We start from the raw sequence: 23,316 nt of genomic DNA, 5'->3' as shown, positions 1-23,316 counted from the left end.
TTCAGCTCCGGTAATCGGCGTTGATCGAGATATAGCCGTGGGTCAGGTCGCAGGTCCAAACCGTCGCGACGCCTTCGCCCAGGCTCAGATCGACGCCGACCGCGATCTCCTGTCCCTTCAGGTGTGCGGCGACGGGCGCTTCGTCATAGCCCTCGACCGCCAAGCCGTCCTTGGCGACCAGCGTCTCGCCGAAGCGGATCGACAGCCTGTCGCGCTCGGCCGGTTCGCCCGCCTTGCCGACCGCCATGACGACGCGGCCCCAATTGGCGTCCTCGCCCGCGATCGCGGTCTTCACCAGCGGCGAGTTGGCGATCGACATGGCGATGCGTTGCGCCGAACGGTCGCTCTCCGCGCCCTCGACACGGACTTCGATCAGCTTGGTCGCACCCTCGCCATCGCGCACGACCAGCAGTGCGAGTTGATGGCACAGATCGGTCAGCGCCGCGCGGAAGGCATCCGCCCCGTCGCTCTCGTCGTCGATCAGCGGCGCATTGCCCGCCTTGCCCGTCGCAAAGGCCAACACCGTGTCGCTGGTCGAGGTGTCGCCATCGACCGTGATGCACGAAAAGCTGCGGCCATTGGCGGCAATCAGCACACGTTGCAGGAATTCCGGCGCGACGGCCGCGTCGGTGAAGATGAAGCCCAGCATCGTCGCCATGTCCGGCGCGATCATGCCCGAACCCTTGATGATGCCCGCCAGCGTCACCGTGCGGCCATCGACGACGGCGGTCGTCGTTGCACCCTTGGCGAAGGTGTCGGTGGTCATGATCGTCGCGGCGGCGTCTTCCCAGCCACAGGGCTCGGCGGTGAAGGCGGCGTCGAGGCCTGCCTCCGCCTTGTCGATGGGCAGCGGCACGCCGATCACCCCGGTCGAGGCGACGAACACGTCCGAAGGCTGGCACTCCATCGCGGCGGCGGTGCGCGCGGCGATGGCCTCGACGGCGGCGCGGCCCCGGTGGCCGGTAAAGGCATTGGAATTGCCCGCGTTCACCACCAGCGCACGGGCCTGGCCCAGCACCAGCGCCTTGCGGCACCATTCCACCTCCGGCGACGGACATTTGCTGGTGGTCAGCACCCCCGCCACGCTCGTCCCTTCGGGCAGCGTCACGAAGGTCAGGTCGCAGCGATCCCACTTTTTATACTGCGCGCGGGCGACGCGCAGCGTCACGCCGTCGATCGCGGGCAGAGCGGGAAAGGGCTGGGCGAGGGGAGAGGTGGCGATGCTCATGGCCCCGTGCTTTGCCGCTTGCGCGCGCGCGCTGCAACGGGTGATATCTGGTGACAGTCGTGGTTTCGGGGGATTTCATAGGATGATCGTAGCGATGGCGATGGCGGCGATCGCGCTCCCGGCTTCGGCTCAGCAAGAGCCGAAGGCACAGATTTCCGGCGAGGTCATGCGAACGCTTTTCGGTCCTGACAATTATCCTCCCTCCGCACTTCGAGCGGGCGAGCAGGGCCGGGTCATCGTCGATCTCGAGATCGACGCGGCCGGGCGTGTGACCGAATGCAAGGTGGTCGAGGCGGCATCTCAGAACCTTGCCATACAAACCTGTCGGCTTACGGTAACTGGCGCTGGATTGTTCTCTCCAGCCAAGGACGCCCAGGGTAAGCCGGTGCCGAGCCGCTATTCGCTGAGAATACGATGGCAATTGCCCGGTGGCGGTGGATCGGAAGACCCTGCGATCATGCCGGTAACGCTGCGTCTCGTCGCCGAACCCGATGGGCGCGTCCTGAAATGCGAGGGCGGAAGGCCATCGCAGCAACCGCTGGTCGCAAGGAGCGGCCCCATGTGCGACGGGATAGCCCGTCGCCTGATCGATGCCATTACCCGCCAGACCGGGAAGCCCGTCACACGCCGCTTCGAAGGGCGCTTCCTGATCGACTATGCCCCAAACGCGGCGGCTCACGATCCCGCGCTTTGGCCAAAGGACCTGACCCTTCTCAGCGATATGAACGTCACATATGGCGTGACGTCGGAGGGACGCTTCATCGATTGCAAGCGTGACCTGCGCCTTTGGGAAAAGGGTATGCCCATTCCATCGCCCTGTGGCGGACAGACAGAGACGGGCCCCGGTGCGACACCCGCCATCGCCGTGTCGCAGGTCGATGCGCTGGTCCGCCTCGGCTATCGCTTCCCGTCCGAAGAATAAGGGGCATGCTGGAGCGGGAGCGCATCTGGGGCGCAGGGGTCGGGCTTCGAAACATCGTGCTCGCGGTCATTGGTGTATACCGGACGTTCAACGTCTGGTGGCAGATGCCGCTCAACAAATGTTGATGTCGGCTACGGCGCGCGATGCCATGCAACGGATGGACGCGCCGCGCGTATCTGCCTAAGACAAGCCTCGCATGAACCTGCTTCTGCTCCTTTCCGCTCTTTTGTCCGCGCTGACCGGCGTGGGTGCGAGTGCGCGCGCGCAGGAGGCGCGCGGGGTCGTTGCCGAGCGCTGTGTCGTGGCCGCCGCCAAGCAGGCCGCCGTTGCGCGCGCCGCGACGCGGCCGGTGCAGGCGCTTGTCGCGCTGGTAGATAGCGCCGAACCTCTCGGTATGTTCCGGGCCGTCACGCCCCGGCCGATCGCTGCGATCTTCATGGGCCGTCGACGCGAATAGCCCCGGCGTCGGCCTTGGCCGACCCCATCCCTTGCCATTGCAGTCGCGCGCGCCCCGCTTCGACCGGCGCTGCGCCCATCTCACGATATTTCAGTCAGGAAATCGCTTATGTTCGGCGGCCTCGCCAAGTCCCTGTTCGGTTCGTCCAACGACCGTTACGTCAAGTCGCTCAAGCCGACGGTCGCCAAGATCGCCGCGTTCGAGCCCGAGATGGAGGCGATGACCGATGCGCAGCTCGCGGCGCAGACGGTGAAGTTCCGCGAACAGCTCGATAACGGCGCCACGCTCGACAGCCTGCTGCCCGAAGCCTTCGCCACGGTGCGCGAGGCCGCGCGCCGCGTGCTGGGCCAGCGTCACTATGACGTGCAGATGATCGGCGGCATCGTGCTCCACCGGGGCGAAATCGCCGAGATGCGCACCGGCGAGGGCAAGACGCTGGTCGCCACGCTCGCCACCTATCTGAACGCGCTGCCCGGCAAGGGCGTGCACGTCGTGACCGTCAACGACTATCTGGCCAGCCGCGACGCCGCGACCATGGGCCGGGTCTATAACTTCCTGGGCCTGACCACCGGCACCATCATCCCCAATCTGGACGATGCGCAGCGCCGCGCGGCCTATGACGCCGACATCACCTATGGCACGAACAACGAGTTCGGCTTCGACTATCTGCGCGACAATATGAAGTATGAGCGCTCGTCGATGGTGCAGCGCCCCTTCAACTACGCGATCGTCGACGAGGTCGACTCGATCCTGATCGACGAGGCGCGCACGCCGCTGATCATCTCCGGCCCGACCGACGACAAGTCGGAACTGTATATCGGCGTCGATGCGATCGTGAAGCAGCTGACCGCCGACGATTATGAGAAGGACGAGAAGCAGAAGTCGATCATCCTGACCGAGGATGGCACCGAACGTGCCGAGCGCCTGCTGGAGGCGGCCGGGCTGCTCCAGGGCGAGAATCTGTATGATTTCGAGAATACGCAGGTCGTCCATCACCTGAACCAGGCGCTGCGCGCGAACATGATGTTCAAGCGCGACACCGATTACATCGTGAAGGACGGCAAGGTCGTCATCATCGACGAATTCACCGGCCGCATGATGGACGGGCGTCGCTGGTCGGAAGGCCTGCACCAGGCGGTCGAGGCGAAGGAGGGCGTCAATATCGAGCCCGAGAACCAGACCATGGCCTCGATCACCTTCCAGAATTATTTCCGCATGTACCCGAAGATTTCGGGCATGACCGGCACCGCCGCCACGGAAGCGGGCGAATTCTACGACATCTACAAGATCAACGTCGTCACCATCCCGACCAACGTGCCGATCGCGCGTGTCGACGAGGAGGACGAGTTCTACAAGAACACGCAGGACAAGTTCCTGGCGATCGCCAAGAAGATCCGTGACCATGCCGCCAAGGGGCAGCCGGTGCTGGTCGGCACCGTGTCGATCGAGAAGTCGGAACTGCTCAGCGAATTCCTGACCCAGGAAGCCGTGCCGCATAAGGTGCTGAACGCCCGCTATCACGAGATGGAGGCGCATATCGTCGCGCAGGCGGGCCGTCTGGGCGCCGTCACCATCGCGACCAACATGGCAGGTCGCGGCACCGACATCCAGCTGGGCGGCAACCTGGAATTCCGGATGCTCGACGAGCATCCCGATCTGGTCGAGGGCACGCCGGAATATGAGGAGGCGGCCGCCCGCATCCGCACCGAGATCGTCGCCGAAAAGCAGAAGGTGCTGGAGGCGGGCGGTCTGTTCGTGCTGGGCACCGAGCGCCATGAAAGCCGCCGCATCGACAACCAGCTGCGCGGCCGTTCGGGCCGTCAGGGCGATCCAGGCCTGTCGCGCTTCTACCTCAGCCTGGACGACGATCTGCTCCGCATCTTCGGCCCGGACACGCTGTTCGCCAAGATGATGCGCAGCAATATCGAGGATGGCGAGGCGATCGGCAGCAAGTGGCTGTCCAAGGCGATCGAGACCGCGCAGAAGAAGGTCGAGGCGCGCAACTACGACATCCGCAAGCAGGTCGTCGAATATGATGACGTGATGAACGACCAGCGCAAGGTCATCTACGAACAGCGCGCCGACATCATGGATGCCGAGACGGTGGGCGAAGTCGTCGCCGACATGCGCGCCGAGACGGTCAACGCGATCGTCGGCACCGCCTGCCCGCCCAACAGCTATCCCGAGCAGTGGGATGTCGCGGGCATGAAGCAGCAGCTGAAGGACCTGCTCAACCTCGAGCCGCCGATCGACGACTGGATGACCGAGGAAGCGATCGACCCGGAGATCGTGCTGGAGCGCGTCTCCGCCGAGGCCGATGCGATGGTCGAGGCCAAGGCCAAGGAGTTGGAGCCCGACACCTGGACCAGCGTCGAGAAGTCGATCCTGCTCCAGAATCTGGACCATCACTGGAAGGAGCATCTGGCGACGCTCGACGCGCTGCGCCAGGTCGTCCACCTGCGCGCCTATGCGCAGAAGACGCCGATCAACGAATATAAGCACGAGGCGTTTTCGCTGTTCCAGCGGATGCTCGACAATATCCGCGAGGATGTGACGCGCACCATCGCCTATGCCCAGTTCCAGCTCCAGGCGCCGCCGGAACTGCCCGAACTGCCCGACTTCATCACTTCGCACTTCGATCCGTTCACCGGCGAGGACAATACGAACGATTGGGACGCCGCCGCGCGCGGGCTGCTCCAGCCGCAGATGCCGCCGATGCAGATCCCGCAGCCCGAGGGCATGGACCTGGGCACCGATCCTTCGCAGTGGGAAGGTCGCGTCAACCGCAACGCGCCGTGCCCGTGCGGATCGGGCCTGAAGTACAAGCATTGCCACGGAGCGGTGACGGCCTGATCGTTTTTCGATCGGTAGCGTAAGAGGGCGGCGGGCTTCGGTTCGCCGCCCTTTTTCATTCCCCCGCTGCAAGGGGAGGGGACCAGCGAAGCTGGTGGAGGGGCGTCAACGCTGGTGAGGGCGGACTGACTTCGCAACGGGTGACACCCCTCCGTCAGTCCTGCGGACTGCCACCTCCCCTTGCAGGGGAGGAATGGACAGGTCTTGTTCAGCGACGCGAGACGATCCTCGGCCGACAGGGAGGATCAATCATGAAGCACTATGCGATGCTGGCCGTCATAACAGCCGCCTTACCCACTGCCGCGCCTTCGCAGTTCGTCAGCGCCGGGCCACCCTCCGATATCCTCGCCATGCCCAATCAGCCGAGCGTCGCGGCCGACCGACGCGACATCCGTCACGCGATCCGTGAGGGGCGGCGCAGTGGCGACATATCGCGTGCCGAGGCTCGATCCTTCAGGCGCGAAAATGCCGCGATCGGCGCGTTGGAGGAGCGCTTCGGGCAGGACGGACTGTCACCGTCCGAGGAACGCGAGTTGCAGGTCCGCACCGAGGCCTTGCGCGGCATGGTCAATGCGCGCCGGGTGCGTGGCGGTCGCCCGTAAATCAAGAAAAAGGGCGGCCACCCCAAAAGGTGACCGCCCCGTGATCCGATACCTTGGCCGAATTACTTCGGCATCACCACCGTCGGCCCGATCGTCGAGACAATGGCACGGGCGTCGAAAGCGCGGAGATTGTCGCGCGGGATCGGACCCTTGCGCATCACGACCTCGGCCGTCGCTTCGTAGCGGTCGATGGTGTTGATATCCATGTTGTTGCCGAAGAAGGGATCACCCCAGAACGGATCCCAGCTGCGCCAGCCGAAGCCGCGGCCATAATAGCGCCACGACGGGCCCCACCAGCCGCCGCCCCAGCCGCCGAAGCCCGGCCCAAAGGCGCCGGGCGTCGAATAGGTGCGCGAGCGCAGCTGCGTGTCGCGGTCGGCCATCACGAAATAGTCATAGCCATTGGCCAGCGTCAGCTCGGCCGCGCGGTACAGCAGATAGCGCTCGACCGTGTCGCGCGACGTCACGGTGTTGCCCGCGAAGCTGACGATGAAGCGACCCGGCTCCAGCTGCTGGTCCGAATAGCCGGTGCGGTAGAAGCCCGAACCCGTCGCCGGGCGATAGGTGGTTTCGGTCGCACATCCCGCGACCATCAAGGTGCTGGCGCCGAGCAGCGCGAGCGCGATCTTCCGACCGAATTGCATGGACACTTCTTCCTTTCCTTGCCGCTCGACCAGGCCGGACGGCAACAGCCCTGTAGCTGGCGCCGGTCTAACCTATCCCGGCAGAACGGTCGATGAACGGTTTGGCTCCCGCGATGAATAGTGCGTCACACGCCTGCCATATGGATTGCAATTTGCCGTCGATGCGGTGCGCGGCGATGTTCGAATAGATAGATGCCCTGCCATGTCCCCAACATCAGCCGCCCGCCGATCAGCGGAACGGACAGGTGAACGCCGGTCAGGATGCTGCGCAGATGCGCGGGCATGTCGTCCGGCCCCTCATCGTCATGGGCATAGGCGCGGGCGTCCTCAGGCGCGATTCGCGCGAAATAGTCCAGGATGTCGGTCTTCACCTCGGGCGCGGCATTTTCCTGGATGATCAGCGAGGCGGAGGTGTGCCGACAGAACAGGGTCAGCAGCCCTTCGTCCATGCCCTGTTCGCGGACCCAGGCGGCGACGGGCCGGGTGATCTCGGTCAGGCCCTGACCATGGGTGTCGACGGTGATGATGGTGGTGGCTTGGCGCATCGCTCCTCAATGCCCGACCCGTCCCGTCGGTGCCAGTCGCGTTGGAATTGAACAGGTTCGCGGCAAGCGCGTTGTGCGGGCTTGAAGATAAGGAGACCTGCCATGAAAGCCCTGCTCGCCGCTCTGGCCGTCGTTACCGTTGCCGCGCCCATCGCCGCGACGCCCGCCGTCGCCCAGGATCGTGACTATCGCTGGCATGGCGATCGTGACGATTGGGATGCCTCGCGCGATTACCGCCGCGGCAATCATCGCGAGCGTCGCCTGAGCCGCGAAGACCAGATTTATCGTGGTCGCGACGGCCGCACCTATTGCAAGCGCAATGACGGCACCACCGGCCTGGTGGTCGGCGCGGTCGGCGGTGGCGTGCTGGGCAATGTGATCGGTGGCGGTACGCTGGGCACGCTGCTGGGGGCAGGCGGCGGTGCGCTGCTCGGCCGCTCGATCGATCGCGGCAAGGTCCGCTGCCGCTAAGCGTGGCAGAAAGGAAGGGCGTCGGTGACAGGGTTCACCGGCGCCCTTTCATTTTTCTGGCCAAGGACGACGCTCCTGCATCATGATGCGCGCGGGAGGGCCGATATGGCATTTGATCTGAAACTGACGACCGCGATGGCGGCGGCGCTGCTGGCAAGCGGCTGTAATCGCGCCAAAGCCGATGACAATTGGACAACCGATCGCGACACGGCGATCTGCACCGACGCGCAGGGTGTGCGTCTGCCCGACGATCGCTGCCGCCAGCATCGCGTCGGCGGTGGTGGCGGGGCTTTCTGGTATTTTCTGGGTCGCGGCCGCGCCATCCCCTGGTTCGGCGAACGCGCGACCGGCGGCAGTTTCCGTGCCGCGACCGGCGCCCGCTATGCCTATGCTCCGCCCGGTAGCGCAATGACCCGGTCCGCCGCCGTCAGCCGTGGGGGCTTTGGCAGTTCGGCGCGGCGCTTCGGCAGCATCCACGCATGATCCGCCAGACGCTGACGCCGCGACCCGACTGGCAGGCCAAGGTCGAGGCGCTGGGCCTGATCTGGCATGAGGGGCGCGAGCGGCCTTATTGGGACGAAAGCGCCTGCTATCGTTTCACCCGCGCCCAGATCGACACGATCGAAGGGGCGACGGGCGAGCTCTACCGGCTGTTCCTGGCGGCGGGGGAGGCGGTGGTCAGCGACCCCGCGCTTCTGAACCGTTTCGCCATTCCGCCCGTCTTCCACGACCCGATCCGCGAAGCCTGGGAGGCCGAGCCGCCCGCATTGAATTTCGGGCGGTTCGATCTGGGCTATGACGGTTCGGATGCTCCGAAGCTGTTCGAGTTCAACTGCGACACGCCGACATCGCTCTTGGAGGCGGCCGTCGTGCAATGGGCGTGGAAGGAAGAGCGTTTCCCCGCCCTCGACCAGTATAACAGCCTGCACGAGGCGCTGGTCGCCCGCTGGGCCGAGATCGCGCCCGCTCTGCCCGCCACGCTGCATGTCGCGCATGTCGAAGACCCGGCGGGCGAGGATGCCGTCACCGCCGCCTATCTGCGCGATACGGCCGAGGCGGCCGGTATCACCACCGTCCCCATCCTGATGGACCGGATCGGCTGGAACCACGACACGCATTGCTTCGTCGACGAAGCGGACATGCGGATCGAGGCGCTGTTCAAGCTCTATCCGTGGGAATGGCTGGTCCATGAGGAGTTTGCCGGGCCGCTGCTCGACAATCTGGAGCGCGGCGACCTGACCTGGATCGAGCCGGTCTGGAAGATGATCTGGTCGAACAAGGCGATCCTGCCGGTACTATGGGACCTGTTCCCCGGCCATACCAATTTGTTGCCCACGAGCTTTTCGGTGCCGAGCGGCGATGCGGTGGCCAAGCCTTTATTGTCGCGCGAGGGCGCAAACGTCTCGATCCGCAAGGCCGGGAGCATCGTGGCGGAGACGGCGGGAGACTATGGCGAGGAAGGTTATATCTACCAGTCGCTCTACCGTCTGCCGGAGGCGGCGCCGGGATGTTTTCCGGTGCTGGGCAGCTGGGTCGTGGACGGTGCGCCGGTGGGGATGGGCATCCGCGAGGACGGGCTGATCACCTCGAACACCGCGCGGTTCGTGCCGCATGTGATCGACGGCTGATCCGTCATGGCTGGCGCTGTCTGGGAGAAGACAGCGCCGGTGGCTCCCTGAGTAGGATTCGAACCTACGGCCGCTCGATTAACAGTCGAGTGGAAACGGCAGTTTTCTGCGGGGCTTTCTGACCTTTTCCCCCTCTGTTCATGGTAGCCACCCCCTTAGGCACACTGGGTTTGTCATAATGCCGCTGGACCCGCGAATCACCGGCGATTAGCGTCGAGCGCTCGCCCCTCGCTGAGGCATAACGATGCGCCGCCACCGCCCCAGATCCGATCATATTCGGGACGCCTCGAACATGATCCAGCCGAGCCCGCCCGGGCGTGATGACCAGACGCAGAGCCGATGGGAGCGGGTCGAGATTTGGCTCGAATTCGGCGGCTTCGCCGTTCTGTCCGCCTCGGGTCTGATCGCCAGCGCCTGGGGCGCGATACGCTATGTCTCCGGGTGGTCCTGATCTCGCCACACCCCTGAGCGGCGCAGCTGGCGCACGATCCCATTGAACGCCGCCGTCACGCCCTGCGCACGCCCGATCTCATTCGACTGCCCGGCCGATTCCCAGAACGTCGTCAGCGGCCAGCGCTCGGGGCAGTGGGGCAGCAGGCAGCGGAGGGCGAGGCGGACCGGGATCGTGTCGCACCGACGCTCGCCGCTATCAGTCATCGCCTGGCGCAGGACCTGGACGGATAGCTCGACGACGATTCGATGGTGGCGGCGCATTATGCTATGGAACGTAACGAGAACAAATAATCAAGAGATTCGCCACGGCCCGCTGCCGCCTCTGCACCAGCAACGACGATCAGGCGCTGATCGAATATCTCGCCGAGAAGCTGTGGGACAGCCGCATGGGCGAGTTCGAGATTGCGACTCCGTGGAGCGAGGCGGGCACCTATTGGCAGGCCAAGATGCGGGAAATGGCAGTGTCCGCCAGGTTGGCTCTACTCGGTTGAGGGTGGCACCGTAGCGCCACCCTCTGCAAAGCCCGATGCCGAAGCAGAGCGGGTACGGCTTAACGTCGGAGCGACGCGATACCTCTTTGGTTGCATAACGGGTTTACACTACCCGCCAGAAAATGCTAGACCCTTTCCCTAGCTGCGGCGGTGTGGATGGACACACGCAATTCGCCCCAATTTGGCGGGGAAGGGGGTCCGAGGCTAGGCGACGCCCGCGAAAACGACCAAATATCGGTAAAAACCCGCATAGCCGGTTTCGAGTCCGGTCCGCAGCTAATTCAGCGGCCGCGCCTGCTCTAGCACATAGCCCCAGCCACGCTCGGTGGAGATTGTCACCTCTCCGCCCAGGCTGCGCAGCCAGCGCCTCAGTCTGCATATCCGCACCTTGGCCACGTCGGTCTCGGCATCCTCTCCTACCGTCAGCATGGCGAGCGTGAGATGCGATACCCGGCCGCGCCGGACGAGGTGGTAAAGCGTCTCCACCTCGCCGGGCGGCCGGTGGTACCGGATGCCCTTCCAATACACTGCCCCCGGGTCACGCTGGACGATCAGGCCGAACCGCTCCACTCGATCGGGCTGGTCGGCTCCGCAATGGGGGCAGGCATGGGACATCAGCTGGCGTTCCAGCGCGGCTTGGGATCGCCAACAACGCCAGTCCACACCCGTTTGATCTTGATAGTGATCGGCGCAGCACCCGCCGCAAAGGCCTCGGCACCGCGAAGGCGAAGGCGCAGCGTTACATTAGGTCCGGTAGACGACGCACCCACCAATACAGGATCCGTCGCAACCCAGAACGTCTTGGCCGATCCGTCCGACTTGCTACTATTGCCATAGGTTGTGTCGAGGTCGAGCGCGCGAGCCTCCATCGTACTGCCCGCGTCATACAGATAGGCCGTGGGGACGCCGACATAAGGGCTGGCAGGAACTTCCACCTCGAAATACGTGGCGACATATTGCCCAGCCATATCGGACACAGGGATCGTACCCGCCGTCCCATAGGTGAAATTGAAGCCTTCCTCGGCGATGCTGCCCGAAACGGGCTGCACCGTAATTACCAGCGACTGACCACCGGTTGCGGCATTCGCCTCGAGAGATGCTACAGCGGTGGATACGGTGCCGGATGCATTGATCAGACGATATCCAGAGGGGACCTGCCCCGATACCGTGCCCGCCGCTGTTCCCGTGGTGCCGGTAAACGTCGGATTGGGCTGCTTGTTCGGAGCGGTCCGGGTCAGCAGCTGATTGTCGCTCGGGAGGATCAGGTCCAGGCGGCTGTTCAGGTACAGCGACAGTCGTGCCGCCCCCAGCGAATTTGGATGCAGCGTATCGTAGAAATTGTCCGATGAAGCATAATTGCTGCCATCGAGTGGGAAGGGAATATCCCAATCCAGCAGCAGCGCTTTTGTCGGCCCGACCGACGCGGCCCAAGCGCGCAATGCAGTATTAATGCGCATACGCGAAGCGACGTTTGCGGGCGTATCGAGGCCGGTACCACTAGCTGCCCAAGGCAGCATCGTGCCGACCAGCACATACTTTCCAGCGTTAATGGCAGGGGTTAGAATCTGGTCGATGATCGTCTGCTCAGCGCCTGGAAGCGCAGCGCTGTTAACCGTAGCCGAATAGGCGAGGATGGGCGCCCCCATCGCCAGAGTGGAAGGCAGGAGACCGGCGTGAAAGCTGACCGGCGAACCCGACACTGCGCGATTGCCGCCGTCGACCCATTGCTTGGTATAGCTGCTGGTGCCACCCGCAGCGGCATTATCGCGGGCAGTCGTATTTGACGGCCATTCTTCCATGGCGAATCGCGGCTTCAAGGCCTGCGCTACCTCGTAGTGACCGGCATTGAGCTTGCGCACGAGTTTATCACCAGGGCTTGCACCGAAGGTCCCGTGAGCGACAGTGCTGTCACCGAGAACGCTGATCTTCGTGCCAATTGGAAATTGTGGAAAGATAGACGGTATTGAGCCAGCGATTGGCCGTCCCACGGCCGCGAGCATGCCGAGTCCCGCGCCAACCTGAGCGACGCTCAACGGGACGAAGACCCTCGCTAGGGCAGTGTTGGTGGCGCCATGCTGCAAAATGACCTCAGTTATGTCGGCTTGGCTGAGCGGGGATCCAGTGGCCAAGGCTCCGGCTTCGCTGGGATTTGCAGCAGCGGCAACGCCAGCTCGGACCGCAGCCGAGGCAATCTCATCGGCGACGGTCAGGCGACGCGGGTGATTGAGCGGGAAGCGCGGGTCAAAAAGCAGAATGGTCTTCATCGACTATCCTTCAAGGTGTCAGGAGAATCGCCGCCGACGGGGCTGGCGAGGAGGGATTGCGGCCTGCGCTGCATCGCGCTGGCGTCAGCGCGGCCAGGCGTCCCAGAGAGACTGGCGCTTGGCGTCACAGGCAGCGAGATCGAAGCGCCCGTCTCGGATGGTCGCGTCGTCGTCCGCCGCGCTGGCGCTACCGTCCGGCTGGCGGTGCTGAGCCGTCGGTCGGCACGGCTCCCCTGCCGCCGCCGGGCGGTCCGGAATCGTGGGCGAGTAGGGCATCGAGCGCGTCGATGTCGCGCACCCGGTCAGGGGCGCGACACAGAGCGCGACCAGCATCAGTCTGCGCATAGCGTGTCACCGTGTCTTTCGAGTGGATGATGAGGGGCTGGCGGGAAGCGAGGGAGGCCGCATAGGTCTGGGCCGCCGTCGCCTGCTGACGGGCGAACCGGGCTTCGTCCGCAAGGCGCGCCTTGGCCGCGTCCGCGATCGCCGCAGACCAAGCCGCCCGTTCGTTGGTCAGCGTCTGGCGATAGTCGGCGCGGAGGCGATCGAGCCGCGCGACCCACAGGCCCATGGCCAGTACGATCAGCGCGGGCCAGAACCGGCGGAGCAGGATCAGCCACGACATTGCGGATACTCCGGCAGGTCCACCGTCTGCCCTGCCAGATGGTGCGTGCAGTCCCCGAGGAACTGGATGCGCCCATCGGTAACGAAGGAATGGCAGACCTCGGGCGGGTCACCAGATTCGGGAATGAAGGCCGGGTTCACGGCGCGACCGGTCCGCACCAACACGCTGGGCGTGAATGTCGGCGCCTCACAATTGCCGTTAAAACCCCACACCGGCTCGCCCGTGGTGGATTGGACCACGACCAAATGCTCATAGCAGCACCCCGGACACCAGAAGGCCACGCGGCCCGGCCGGAATTCGGCGAGCTTGGACGACAGAAGGCGGGTCACAGCAGAATGGCCTTCGCGCGCTCCAGCCGCTGGCGCCGATCGTCGATGCCATTGAGCCCGCCGTTGATCAGCTTCGTCACGGCCTCGATGTCGTCGCGATCCGCCGGCGCATTGATCCGGCGCGAGGTCCAGTATGCACAGGCAAGGGCGATCGCGATCGCAGGCTCTGCCGCCCGGTCCGGCTGGCTTTCGATGTTGACCCCGATCAGCGCGCCGAACCGGCGATAGTTGTCACGGCCCGTGATCTGGAGAATGCCGCGCCCGCGGTACCGGAAGCCGTCGCCTGCCTTGACGTTGCCCAGGTCGGCCCGGCCTTCGTATCGGCGCTGCGCGGGCGTCGGGCCCCAGATTTCGTACATCCGGGTAAAGCCAGCCGACTCATGGCCCGCCTGGGCAAGGAAGTGAGCAAGCCGCAAGGGTACGTCGAGGATGATCGCCCCCTCCAAGGCAGCGATGCCAGCGCCAAGCCCTGCGGCGGTCGCGGTCGGCGCGCCGAGCTTCCGCAGCAGCGCGGTCAACGTCACCGGTCCGAATGCGCCGTCAGCGCGCACGCCGAGACGGCGCTGCACAAGTGCAACGTCCATATGTATGTCCTTTGTTGGAGACGCGAAATTGGCGAGCCGCTATCGAGGCGGGGTGCCGGACCTATCCCCCGATGGTCATCGGCCGTGGGGGCCGACCAATCTCCCTCGTGGCGGCCCCTGCATCACAATTCTGTCAACATTGATCTCTATCAAGTCCCGGTCTGGCATCGCCAGGCGGACAGCAGGTTGCCCCGCCCATTCAGCAACGGGGCGGGGCAACTTGGTCAGGCCTCCGGCTTATCCTTGGCGGTCGCCATGCCCGCGACCGTCCCGATGATCGTCCGCGCCGCCCCCAGCACGAATTTCATCGCGCCGAAGCCCAGCCATCCCGACGAAACGGAGACGGTCAGATAGGCCCATAGCGGCCATCCGAAGTGTTGCGCCGCCGCGCCGCCGATCGCGCCGAAGGCAGGCAGCAGCGAAATGAGAACGGCGATGTCGCGCCAGCTTACCGGCTGCTTGGCCTCTATCTTCTGACCGATGCGCAGCCACTGCCCCGCCGCAACGGCGAAGACGCCGATGCCATAGTGCTGCCAGTCCTTCACAGCGTCACCACCCCTATTCCAAGCCCCGTGAATACAAGCCCGATCGACACCATGAGGCTGACGGTGCGATGCGAGGCGGTGACGGCCTGGACGAAAGCCATGCCGGTTACGGCCATCGCTGCCGCGATGCAGTCGGTGACCACGTCGAAGGTCTGCCAGGTCTCAGGCGAGCGAGAGACGAGCTTCGCCATGTCGCCCGCGCATCCGAACATGAACCCGAAGCCGATCAGCGCGGAGCCGACGAACAGCAGCGAGGCGGACCATGGCGCGGTCATCGCGTCGCGCAGGTCGACATGAAGCTGCTCGATCGTCTGGCGGAACGCGGCGCGACACTGCGCGCGGCCCGGCTCCCGACAGCGAGCCAATTGCCAGAGCGCGCGGCAAGCGGGCCCCAGCCATTGGACGGACGCGACGCCGAAGCGGACGCCGGTCAGCATCAGGCACCATATGGCCGCCGTGCTGATGACATGCCCGAGCGCGGTCATTTCGCGGCCTCGTCGGCCGCAAAGCGGAAAGCTTCCATCGGTGGGGTTCCTCACGCTGCTTGGTTGTAGGAAATGCGCAATTCGGCATCCCCAGGCGGCAGGGCCTGAGTGCGGCGATCGATCTGAAGCGGCACGTTCTTGAAGCGGTTGAGCGTGACACGCCCGCCGGTCGGCCGATCGATGAAGACACCGACCGGGCAATCCAAGACATCGTTGTCATTGACGGCGACGCGGCTGCGATACTGGAACCTGACAACGCGCCCTTCGAGCGTGAAGGTGCTGTTCCCGTTCCCCGAGAAGGTCACGGCGCGATTGCAGCCGACGATGACGTTCCCGTAAATCGCGAGGTCGTAGGAGTCGAAGTCCGATCCGACGCCGATCCCCCATGAGTAATTATAGAGGTTGGCTTCATAGCAGTAATTCCACCGGACGATGGCGAAGGTCAGGGGGTTGAGCGAGATGCAGAAGTTGTGCCCTCGGATGTGGTTGCCTTCGATCAGGCACGACTCTGATAGTACGACGATTGCGCCCTTGCCGCCGCCCGTAAACGCCGCGACGCGATTGTTGCGCACGATCGCGTGAGCCGGGTTCGCAACGTAGAAGCGGTTGTTTCGGCCTATCTGGATACAGTCGGCGGCCACACCGCGAGGCGGCGGGATGAGATTGCCGATGACGATGCACAAACCGCCGACGCCTTCGATATACAACGCGTCGCCTGCGGCTTTCCCAATATTATCGTGGATATGGCAACGCTCGATTAGAACGTCCTCGGCCAACGCATTACCGGGGAGGGCAATTTCGCTGAACGGCTTCGCCCTTACCTTTACCTCATCGCCGACCGCGCCCGTACCAGACAGGTTGAGCACGATGCCGCCGCCAGAGAAGCGGGTGCCGCCCGTTAAAACCCGGATCACCGTCCCATCGGTTTGCGTGATGGTGATGAGCGACCCGTCCGGGCGGAACACCTGCCACTGCATCTGCGCGCCCGTGCCCGCCTTGATGCACCGCGCGACGAATGTGCCGGTCAGAGCCGCCTCACTGGTCGAATATTCGGTCACGTTGACCGCCGCAGGCTTGGCCAGCAACTCTGACTCGGCGCGGCGCGTGTTGCCCCGGATCGCGATGCCTATGGCGTTGTCGTCGGTCAGCGAGCCGTTGCCGGATACCTCGCAATCCACGATCATGACGCCGCTTGCACCGTAGCAATTGACGCCCCGCGATTTTGCCCCGGTTATATGGATTTGCTGGAGGCGGAAGTCGTTGGCCGCGTTCTCGTCCAGCGCATAGGTCTGGCCCACCCCGATCTTGGGAAGCGCCCCGCTACCATAGGGCCGATAGGTGGCGCGGTTGGCCGTCAGAAGCGTTTCATTCCACGCGCCGCCGCGCTCCAGAAAGATATGGGTGCCCGGCCAGAACTGCGTAATGTCCCCCGCTTTCGCGAGCGTCTTCCATGCGGTAGCCGGGGTTCGCCCGTCGGCGCTGTCGTCCCCGTTCGGGCTGACATAGCGGCGCGTCTCGGGCAGGAAGGCGTCGTTATCGTTCGCGACCAGCGCTTCCAGATCGTCGTCGCCGACCTCTCCGATGATCTCTATCGAGCGTATCCACCCCGACATAGGCAACGTGCCGTCCAGCCGCGCGCCGACCGATAGCCGGTCCAGCCGCTCGGGCGGGGGCAGGAACGGTGCATGGGCGCAAAGCCCGGCCGCCGCGATCGTCTGGCCCCGCGCGCCGATCCGATGCGCCATGCGGACCTTGCCCGGCCCATAGAGGCGAGGCACGCAAGGCCGCTTGTAGCTTTTCCAAAGCGTGCCAGTCAGCGCGTGGTCGGTGGTGCGCGCGACCGTCATGACCTCGCCGTTCGCGTTGCCGAGCTGGATCATCGTGCGCTCGATATTGTTCTGCTGCGCGATTTCCGCCTCAAGGATGAGCGTGTGGGGCCGATCGAACAGGTTGCGGCCCCGCACCTCGAACAGGTCGCCGCCGCGCGCGACAGGCTGACCATAGGTGACGATCGGGCTCGTAATGCGCGCCGCTTCAGCCTGGGCGAGAATGACCAGCACCTCGGACTGCGGGCGAACGACGAGGCGGCCTTGCTGCCCGGCGGTGTGAAGGCGGCCGACGCGCTGCCAAGCCGCCCCGGTGAATATTGGCGTCTGGCCGCCGCCGCCCGTGACCGTGATGTATCCGCCGCCAGTCGGGCACCGGACATAGGCGCTGATCGCATAAGCACCGCCACCTGCGCCGAAAAACGGCACGGCAAATTCGGTGTCACTGCTCGGGTTGTAGAGCCGAACGACCTTGCCGTTCATCAGGCCCGCCGACAGCAGGTTGTCGAAGATGCCAGCCGCGCGCAGCGCCTGCATATCATCAACCAGCGTGATGGTCGCGCCTTCGGGGCGGGCGGTGAGCAGCGCCCATCCTTCCGTCGAGGTCGGTGCAGCGTTGCGCATGAACAGCAGGTTCTTCGACGCGGGTTCGCGCAGGAACCCGACGCCTGGCACGATACGCGGCTGCCCGGCGGGGCTGACATACAGCTTGCCGTCCGGCCCCGCAGACACGCCGCCAGGGCCTGCGATTTCGATTTCCTTCATCGACATGATGGACGTGAAGGAGGCGTTGTTCGCCTGATAGTCGCCCGTCAGGAAGTTGGCGCGCAGCGGCACGCGCGGCTTTCGGTTCTGAAGGATCATTCGTAATTCCCCTTCAGATAGACCACCAAGCCTCGCGCGCCGGAGCCCTCGGCCTCGACATCGATGCTGACCAGCGCGTCGTCGGGTATGCGCGGCGTCGAAATCGTCGGCTGCGGCGTGCCGTCCGCCTTGCTCGAAAGCTGGCCGGGCAGGATGCGAAGCGGCGCGGACAGGATCGAGGTGCCCGCCACCCGGACGTTGATCCTGATGCCATAGGTCTGCGCCGACGACATATCGGCCACAATGACCGAAGCCCGTATTTCGGACAGGATCAACACGCGCGGCGCGCGCAGCGGCGACAGGCCGGTGGCGACCCGGACCATCTCGCGCGGGCTGTAGCAATCGAACAGCCAGTCAAAGGGCTGCCCGGTCGGCACGAGCGTCGCAAGCTTGGCCGGGCACATGACCAGCACCACCTGACCACCCCGATTGGTCAGCGGGTAGCGACCGTCGCCGTTCGGCCCGCCGGTCGCGGTGCCCATCATCCACGCGTTGAACTGGTCAACGCTTGCGCCCCACGCCTGCCAGACGGCGACGAAGTTGGCGACATCCGCCGGAGTGAGCACCTGGTCAGCCATCAGAGAAGCGGCCTTTTCTGTTCGAGGACTTCCATGGCCGACCCGGCTTTGACGATTAGCGCGATGTTATCGACCTCTTGATTGGTCACATTGAACTTGAAGGTGTGATCCCCCGCCGGAAGGTCAGAGATGTAGACGAACGGCGTGATGGTCGATTGCGCCTTGCTCTGCGTGCTATCGAACACGTTGTTGATCGTGCCCGCCGGGTACACAGTGGCCCCATCCACATCGACGCTACACGTCATCTGAATGTCGTCGTCCGACTGGAACATGCCGAAGAACGTCACCTTCATGACGCTATCCGGCTCCTGTTTCGTCATCGACACGGTGGCGACCGTCGCAGTGGCGTTCCGGGCAATCGAAACGCTGGTTCCGACAGGCGCGACCCGCGTCTGGCTGATCGAGGAAGAGACGAGGTGCCGGGTGACGATGGTGTCGGCCTTGATCCGGGTCGCCTCCACGGCACCCAGCCGCCAAGTCTTGTCCGTCGTGTCATAGGACATGGCGACGATCGCATTGCCGCCATTCGTATCCACGAACAGGAAGCGTTCGGCGACCATGCTCAACTGGTTGATGCCACCCCCGGCAACGCCTTGGATGCCAACGATCGCCCCGTCAGCGTTGCCCGCCATCATGAACTTCGCCAGCCCGGTGCTGCTGTCCACCTCCTGCAGCTTCGTGATGAACAAGGTATGGCCTTCCGCCGTCACCCCTTGCTGCTCGACCACCTGGCGGACGGGCTTGCCGTCGATGAAGATGATCTTGTCCGTGTCGCCGCGCCAGGTTCCGTTCACCACCATTTCGTTAGCGACGTTGATGATGTTCTGATTGAGGTCGGCCACCACATCCTCGGCCTTACGACCGCCGACCTGGGTTCCGGTTGGTGCACCGACCGTCGCACCGTTCTGCGGACGGTTCGGGCCGACGACCGCATCATAATCGACCGCAACGCCAGCCGTGACCACCGGTCCGATAATGCGACGACCACCGGTCACGCCGTTGCGCTGGTAGGACACTGACACTTCGTAAGCGGCGCCGCTCCGAACGCTTGTGATCTCCACGCGGTTGGCGCCGACCGACCAGATGCCCGCCGAACTCCACCCCACATTCGCCGCTTGGCCGGATACGAATGGCCTATACTCGATGACCACCGCGTCGGCTGTGCCGGCGTCAACCGTTCCTGTCACTACGAGGGCCGGGACGGTCTGCGCCTGCGAAATAATGCTGGTCGCCGTGATAGCCCAGGCGTCGACGGCAGGGACAGGGACAAGGGGCTGCCCGGTCACACCCGGCGTCGGAGGTGGTGTCGCCGTCTGACCCAGCGCGAAAGCGTGCTTGGCATTCGTCTCGCTGCGAGCGGTGAACGTCACGACGCCGGTGGGCGGGTCCAAATCCCGGTTGAGCAGCAGGATGGTCTGCTTGTTCAGGCCCACCTCGGGCAGGTCTGCGGTGACGCAGTCGCCCGGCTTGTAGCCCATCCAGAATAGCTTGAGCGGGAGCGTGATCGGGCCGAATTCGCGCGCGTTCTCGATGTCGTATCGGACGGCAGTGCCCACCTGCTTGGTGTTCTGGATGAGCGGATAGTCCAGCACCTTCGACCGCTTGCCGCCGTCTTCGGCGACATGCTCGGGCACCGTGATCGGCGAGCCGGGGAGGAACTGCCAGTTGTTCTCCTCGAGGCGGTAGCGCGGCGTCACGGTGTTGATGCGGTTGCGGCGCGGCTGGGTTGCGGACACTCGCGCTTCGCCGATCACATCCTGGAACGTGACCGTCGCCAGCGACACCTTGGGCGCATTGACGATGCAGCTGATCCGCGCGCCGAGCGGCATGGGCTCGCCCATTCCGGCCTGCAGGATCTTCTTCATCGTCGCCCACTTCTCATCGCGGGAATAGATCATCCCGCCACAGGTCCAGCCGTTGGCGGCGGCGATGTTCCGACCCTCGACGAACGCGGCGACGTCGATCAGGCGCCACGGTGACCCAAGGCCCATGACACGCTGATAGGTGCTATTGGGGTTGCTGACGTCGCGCTGCCAATAGCCGTGCGCCCAGCGAAGGCCGAGCAGGTACGGGTTCTCCGTCCACTCCCAAGTCGCCATGGCAGCGTCATAGGCGGCGGTATCGGCCGGGTCTGCCATACGGTGAGGGCCGGAGCCGCCCGGGTATGTCGAGTCTTTCGTCGGATCGTATGCCAGCGCGCCGCGTACCGTCCACATGGGGGCGGGCACGCCGTTCTGATACTGCTTGGCCTTCGTATCGAAGCGCAGCGTCCACGTCGCCGCCGCCTTGCCCGACAGCTTGAAGTCGGCACCGACGCCTGGGGGCGTTCCCGCACCGGCACCGAACGCCAACGCGGGCGACGCCAGCGCGCCGAGTTGCGTCATCGACCACATGAAGCCCGCGAAGGCGCCTATCGCGGCGCCCGTGCTGGAATAGCTGACCGGGTTGCGGTCTACCGTCTGCCCCTCGATCGCAGCGATCGGGCCGAGCGACAGCACCGCCACGAACGCCTGGCGGTCGTTATCCCCTGCGTCGCGCGTATCCCAGCCTCGGCGCATGACAATATCGCCGGCCGTGCCCGTTCGACCGATCGCGAGCGGCACCCCCGCATCCGGATCGGCCGAGAAGCTGGTCTGCGAGCCCGTAGCGTCGGCAGCGGATGGCTTTTTAGCGGTGAGGCCGGCCGCGAGAGAGAGCGCACCCGCTGCAGCTGATGCCAATGCCCCGAACGACGTGAAGGCCGCCGCGGTACCAATGCCCGCGATCGAACTTCCGAGCAGACCGGCGCTTCCGATCGCTCCAATACCAGTCGCGGCGAATGCAACGGCACCGACGACAATAGCGGCCGTTTTGAGTACATTGCTCATCGGCGGCGGCTCCCTGGCTCCCGTCACGCGGGAGGTCGTGATGTTGTTGATTGCACTGATGGCGCTTGCCGAAGGCCAAGTGGCCAAGTTCGACGGTCGGACACCGGATGCCGAATACGTCACGGCGAGAAGCTCCGCGGAGGTCGAGCGCTGCCTAATTCGGCAAGGATACCCGCCCCAGGTCTACCGCCAGCCCGATCGCCCCGAAGATGTCATGATCGTTTGGACCGCCGGTGGAATGGCGGCCGGCACTGCTGCGGCTCGTGTCGACTTGCACAGCTCCGGTACAAGCACGTCGATCAAGTCTTGGCTGTCGCAAAAGGTCGTTGAACAGTGCGCACCGAGAACCGGATCGTAAGCCAGCAAAACACCGGAATACGGGTGACTTAGGAGATAGCCCGCCACGCAGCGACATATTCAATCGGCTGCAGGACCGCCGCGCCGATCGCATCGGAATGATACCCCACCACTCGGCCATTGCCGAGAGCAACGGCCAGCGCGCCCAGCTTGTCCTCGGCAGGCAACGCCAGCACATCGCCGACAATCGCCGCCGCCGGCGCGATCCGCTCCAGCCCCATGGCGTCCAATGCATCGGCGAGACTGGCATAGCCGCGCTCGTCCAGCGCCTTCAGAGCACTTCGGATGGTCCGATAGGAGCCTGACGCGGGAAGCTTCACCTTGTGACCGAGGCGCCGAAGGTGGGAGGCGGTCATGCGGACGCAATCGGAGGTGCCGAGCCGCATGGGCCGCGTTGACCACTGATCCAGCGTGGCCTGCGCTGCGCGGGTGCGGATGATGAACGGATCGTCGCTCATTGCTCGACCATCCGACCACCGCCACCATAGCTACCGCCACCGCCGCTGAAGCTCTGCACTGCGCCTCCGACGCCAGGCACGCCCCAATAGACGGTCTCGGCAACGCCGGTGACGAAGTCCAAGCCCGCTTCATTCGGGAAGATGCTGCGATGATGACCCGCCGACAGGCGAGCGCTTTCGTCATCCTCGAACAGGCGCTCGAATACGCTGGTCACCTCATACTCGACGGTTCGCCCCTGCTCGTCCGCGCCCAAGGTAGGCACATCGACCTCGCCTGCGAAGATGAGGTGCGGATCGGGGATGACGCCGCCGGTCGCCGGATTGACCGCGCCGACATAAATCTCGACCGCCGCACCCTGCATTGATGGCGCGGCGAGCGCCGCCGCCGCCGCATCACCGGCGGGCAGTAGGGTCAGCGAGATCGCGGGCGCGCTGTCGCCGACACCGTCCGTCAGATTCTCCACGTCGGAGATGACGCCATAGGTCGGGTCCTCGCCGACATAGGTCTCGCCGCCGAAGCGGATGACGCCCGAGCCGTCGATCAGCCGAATGATGCCATCGGGCAGGGTGATCTTCACCGCGCCGAAAACGGTCGGCGAATCCTTGCGCAACTCGGCGTCGAGCGCTGGGGTGAGCGCGGTCATCAGAAACGCTCCGTGATGGTGATGGTGGGGATCTTCGACTTGGCGATCGTCTGTTCGATGTCGATGCTCGCGCCCGAGACGATGCCCTCAATGTACGGCTTGGCGACCTCGACGACCGCGCCGTCGATGGTCTCGATCCGCAGCATGGGGTCCAGGGTGATGGTCAGGATGCCGCCCGAGGTCGCAACGAAGTCGCCAGCGGCATTATGCAGGTAGCGCCGACCGCCATGGATGATGCTGAAGAACTGGCCTTCCCGCAGGACATAGCCGCCAGTGAAGCCGCGCAGCACCAAGGCGCTGCCCTTCTGACCGGCGCCGTTTATCACAGGATTGCCCGGGTTGCCGATGTCCAATCCCGGCTGGGGCACCGGAAACAACGCCCCCTCGGTTTTCGCGCGACGCAAGCGGGCAATGAGCACCCGGCCATCGGGCTCAGGCTTCAGGCGGGGATAGGTGATGTCGAGGGCGAAGCGATTGCCCAGCCGGTTCAGGCGCTGATACCCGCCGCCCATCGGGGCTTTCTGATCCGAACCCCAATCGAGCAGCTTGGGGACCGCGACCTGAGGCAAGCGGGGCTGCGGAAGTTCGATGGCCAT

General features: G+C 64.8%; 26 protein-coding genes. 9 read left to right on the top strand and 17 right to left on the bottom strand.

Annotated elements, in window-relative coordinates:
- Position 1: 1 nt before the first annotated feature.
- Positions 2 to 1,228 (bottom strand): bifunctional glutamate N-acetyltransferase/amino-acid acetyltransferase ArgJ, encoded by a 1,227-nt coding sequence (gene argJ / locus ASF14_RS17285; RefSeq protein WP_056437931.1) that lies wholly within the window; start codon positions 1,226 to 1,228, stop codon positions 2 to 4.
- Between the two features lie 82 nt (positions 1,229 to 1,310).
- Here argJ and ASF14_RS17280 point away from each other — a divergent pair, with 82 nt between their 5' ends.
- From ASF14_RS17280 to ASF14_RS17265, 4 genes are all read left to right on the top strand, one after another.
- Positions 1,311 to 2,150, top strand: coding sequence for an energy transducer TonB (locus ASF14_RS17280; protein ID WP_056437929.1), 840 nt, complete (start codon positions 1,311 to 1,313; stop codon positions 2,148 to 2,150).
- Positions 2,151 to 2,346: 196 nt separating this feature from the next.
- Positions 2,347 to 2,607 (top strand): hypothetical protein, encoded by a 261-nt coding sequence (locus ASF14_RS17275; RefSeq protein ID WP_056437926.1) that lies wholly within the window; start codon positions 2,347 to 2,349, stop codon positions 2,605 to 2,607.
- A gap of 108 nt (positions 2,608 to 2,715) precedes the next feature.
- Positions 2,716 to 5,460, top strand: a complete 2,745-nt coding sequence (gene secA, locus ASF14_RS17270) for a preprotein translocase subunit SecA (protein ID WP_056437924.1) — start codon at positions 2,716 to 2,718, stop codon at positions 5,458 to 5,460.
- Between the two features lie 251 nt (positions 5,461 to 5,711).
- Positions 5,712 to 6,062: a hypothetical protein gene (locus ASF14_RS17265; protein ID WP_056437921.1), complete on the top strand. Its 351-nt coding sequence runs from the start codon at positions 5,712 to 5,714 to the stop codon at positions 6,060 to 6,062.
- Positions 6,063 to 6,124: 62 nt separating this feature from the next.
- Here ASF14_RS17265 and ASF14_RS17260 read toward each other — a convergent pair whose 3' ends face one another.
- The gene (locus ASF14_RS17260; RefSeq protein ID WP_052811366.1) at positions 6,125 to 6,706 is read right to left on the bottom strand and encodes a CC0125/CC1285 family lipoprotein; all 582 of its coding nucleotides are present in this window, start codon (positions 6,704 to 6,706) and stop codon (positions 6,125 to 6,127) included.
- Positions 6,707 to 6,831: 125 nt separating this feature from the next.
- Positions 6,832 to 7,251 (bottom strand): secondary thiamine-phosphate synthase enzyme YjbQ, encoded by a 420-nt coding sequence (locus ASF14_RS17255; RefSeq protein WP_056437919.1) that lies wholly within the window; start codon positions 7,249 to 7,251, stop codon positions 6,832 to 6,834.
- 102 nt (positions 7,252 to 7,353) lie between these two features.
- On the opposite strand from ASF14_RS17255, the gene ASF14_RS17250 reads away from it, so the two are divergent.
- The 4 genes from ASF14_RS17250 to ASF14_RS21700 all read left to right on the top strand — a co-directional run bounded on the left by ASF14_RS17250 (position 7,354) and on the right by ASF14_RS21700 (position 9,801).
- Positions 7,354 to 7,722 carry a glycine zipper 2TM domain-containing protein gene (locus tag ASF14_RS17250; protein WP_056437916.1) on the top strand — a complete coding sequence of 123 codons (369 nt, stop codon included), beginning with the start codon at positions 7,354 to 7,356 and terminating at the stop codon, positions 7,720 to 7,722.
- Positions 7,723 to 7,827: 105 nt separating this feature from the next.
- The gene (locus ASF14_RS17245; protein WP_056437913.1) at positions 7,828 to 8,205 is read left to right on the top strand and encodes a hypothetical protein; all 378 of its coding nucleotides are present in this window, start codon (positions 7,828 to 7,830) and stop codon (positions 8,203 to 8,205) included.
- A complete protein-coding gene (locus ASF14_RS17240) occupies positions 8,202 to 9,350 on the top strand; it encodes a glutathionylspermidine synthase family protein (RefSeq protein WP_056437910.1) in 1,149 nt (382 codons plus the stop codon). The genes ASF14_RS17245 and ASF14_RS17240 overlap by 4 nt, the downstream gene beginning before the upstream one ends.
- A gap of 292 nt (positions 9,351 to 9,642) precedes the next feature.
- Positions 9,643 to 9,801 (top strand): hypothetical protein, encoded by a 159-nt coding sequence (locus ASF14_RS21700; protein WP_156361283.1) that lies wholly within the window; start codon positions 9,643 to 9,645, stop codon positions 9,799 to 9,801.
- Here ASF14_RS21700 and ASF14_RS17235 read toward each other — a convergent pair.
- The 11 genes from ASF14_RS17235 to ASF14_RS17185 all read right to left on the bottom strand — a co-directional run bounded on the left by ASF14_RS17235 (position 9,780) and on the right by ASF14_RS17185 (position 21,261).
- Positions 9,780 to 10,064, bottom strand: a complete 285-nt coding sequence (locus tag ASF14_RS17235) for a hypothetical protein (RefSeq protein WP_056437908.1) — start codon at positions 10,062 to 10,064, stop codon at positions 9,780 to 9,782. The two genes, ASF14_RS21700 and ASF14_RS17235, sit on opposite strands and share 22 nt — an antisense overlap.
- A 506-nt stretch (positions 10,065 to 10,570) precedes the next feature.
- Positions 10,571 to 10,909 carry a hypothetical protein gene (locus tag ASF14_RS17230; RefSeq protein ID WP_156361282.1) on the bottom strand — a complete coding sequence of 113 codons (339 nt, stop codon included), beginning with the start codon at positions 10,907 to 10,909 and terminating at the stop codon, positions 10,571 to 10,573.
- Positions 10,909 to 12,558 (bottom strand): SGNH/GDSL hydrolase family protein, encoded by a 1,650-nt coding sequence (locus tag ASF14_RS17225; protein WP_156361281.1) that lies wholly within the window; start codon positions 12,556 to 12,558, stop codon positions 10,909 to 10,911. Before ASF14_RS17225 ends, ASF14_RS17230 begins: the two co-directional genes overlap by 1 nt.
- A 187-nt stretch (positions 12,559 to 12,745) precedes the next feature.
- Entirely contained in the window at positions 12,746 to 13,183 is a 438-nt protein-coding gene (locus tag ASF14_RS17220; protein WP_056437900.1) for a hypothetical protein, read from the bottom strand.
- Positions 13,171 to 13,512: a DUF6527 family protein gene (locus tag ASF14_RS17215; RefSeq protein ID WP_056437897.1), complete on the bottom strand. Its 342-nt coding sequence runs from the start codon at positions 13,510 to 13,512 to the stop codon at positions 13,171 to 13,173. The genes ASF14_RS17220 and ASF14_RS17215 overlap by 13 nt, the downstream gene beginning before the upstream one ends.
- Positions 13,509 to 14,096, bottom strand: coding sequence for a glycoside hydrolase family 19 protein (locus ASF14_RS17210; protein ID WP_056437894.1), 588 nt, complete (start codon positions 14,094 to 14,096; stop codon positions 13,509 to 13,511). The genes ASF14_RS17215 and ASF14_RS17210 overlap by 4 nt, the downstream gene beginning before the upstream one ends.
- 224 nt (positions 14,097 to 14,320) lie before the next feature.
- Positions 14,321 to 14,641, bottom strand: a complete 321-nt coding sequence (locus ASF14_RS17205) for a hypothetical protein (RefSeq protein WP_056437892.1) — start codon at positions 14,639 to 14,641, stop codon at positions 14,321 to 14,323.
- The gene (locus ASF14_RS17200) at positions 14,638 to 15,126 is read right to left on the bottom strand and encodes a hypothetical protein (RefSeq protein ID WP_056437889.1); all 489 of its coding nucleotides are present in this window, start codon (positions 15,124 to 15,126) and stop codon (positions 14,638 to 14,640) included. Before ASF14_RS17200 ends, ASF14_RS17205 begins: the two co-directional genes overlap by 4 nt.
- A 50-nt stretch (positions 15,127 to 15,176) precedes the next feature.
- Positions 15,177 to 17,816 (bottom strand): hypothetical protein, encoded by a 2,640-nt coding sequence (locus ASF14_RS17195; RefSeq protein ID WP_056437886.1) that lies wholly within the window; start codon positions 17,814 to 17,816, stop codon positions 15,177 to 15,179.
- Positions 17,813 to 18,394: a hypothetical protein gene (locus tag ASF14_RS17190; RefSeq protein WP_056437885.1), complete on the bottom strand. Its 582-nt coding sequence runs from the start codon at positions 18,392 to 18,394 to the stop codon at positions 17,813 to 17,815. Before ASF14_RS17190 ends, ASF14_RS17195 begins: the two co-directional genes overlap by 4 nt.
- Positions 18,394 to 21,261 carry a hypothetical protein gene (locus ASF14_RS17185; RefSeq protein WP_156361280.1) on the bottom strand — a complete coding sequence of 956 codons (2,868 nt, stop codon included), beginning with the start codon at positions 21,259 to 21,261 and terminating at the stop codon, positions 18,394 to 18,396. The genes ASF14_RS17190 and ASF14_RS17185 overlap by 1 nt, the downstream gene beginning before the upstream one ends.
- Before the next feature lie 40 nt (positions 21,262 to 21,301).
- On the opposite strand from ASF14_RS17185, the gene ASF14_RS17180 reads away from it, so the two are divergent.
- The gene (locus ASF14_RS17180; RefSeq protein WP_156361279.1) at positions 21,302 to 21,619 is read left to right on the top strand and encodes a hypothetical protein; all 318 of its coding nucleotides are present in this window, start codon (positions 21,302 to 21,304) and stop codon (positions 21,617 to 21,619) included.
- A gap of 28 nt (positions 21,620 to 21,647) precedes the next feature.
- On the opposite strand, the gene ASF14_RS17175 is transcribed toward ASF14_RS17180, so the two are convergent.
- Genes ASF14_RS17175 through ASF14_RS17165 form a run of 3 tightly spaced genes read right to left on the bottom strand, consistent with a single transcriptional unit; the run spans position 21,648 to position 23,316 of the window.
- Positions 21,648 to 22,076 carry a DUF6950 family protein gene (locus ASF14_RS17175; RefSeq protein ID WP_056437878.1) on the bottom strand — a complete coding sequence of 143 codons (429 nt, stop codon included), beginning with the start codon at positions 22,074 to 22,076 and terminating at the stop codon, positions 21,648 to 21,650.
- On the bottom strand, positions 22,073 to 22,720 hold the full coding sequence (locus ASF14_RS17170) for a DUF2163 domain-containing protein (protein ID WP_056437876.1): 648 nt from the start codon (positions 22,718 to 22,720) through the stop codon (positions 22,073 to 22,075). The genes ASF14_RS17175 and ASF14_RS17170 overlap by 4 nt, the downstream gene beginning before the upstream one ends.
- The gene (locus ASF14_RS17165) at positions 22,720 to 23,316 is read right to left on the bottom strand and encodes a hypothetical protein (protein ID WP_056437873.1); all 597 of its coding nucleotides are present in this window, start codon (positions 23,314 to 23,316) and stop codon (positions 22,720 to 22,722) included. The genes ASF14_RS17170 and ASF14_RS17165 overlap by 1 nt, the downstream gene beginning before the upstream one ends.

Source organism: Sphingomonas sp. Leaf257 (assembly GCF_001422185.1).
Taxonomy (GTDB): Bacteria; Pseudomonadota; Alphaproteobacteria; order Sphingomonadales; family Sphingomonadaceae; genus Sphingomonas; species Sphingomonas yabuuchiae.
The sequence above is the reverse complement of the archived record's forward strand: the minus strand, read 5'-3'. Positions and strand labels throughout refer to the sequence as shown.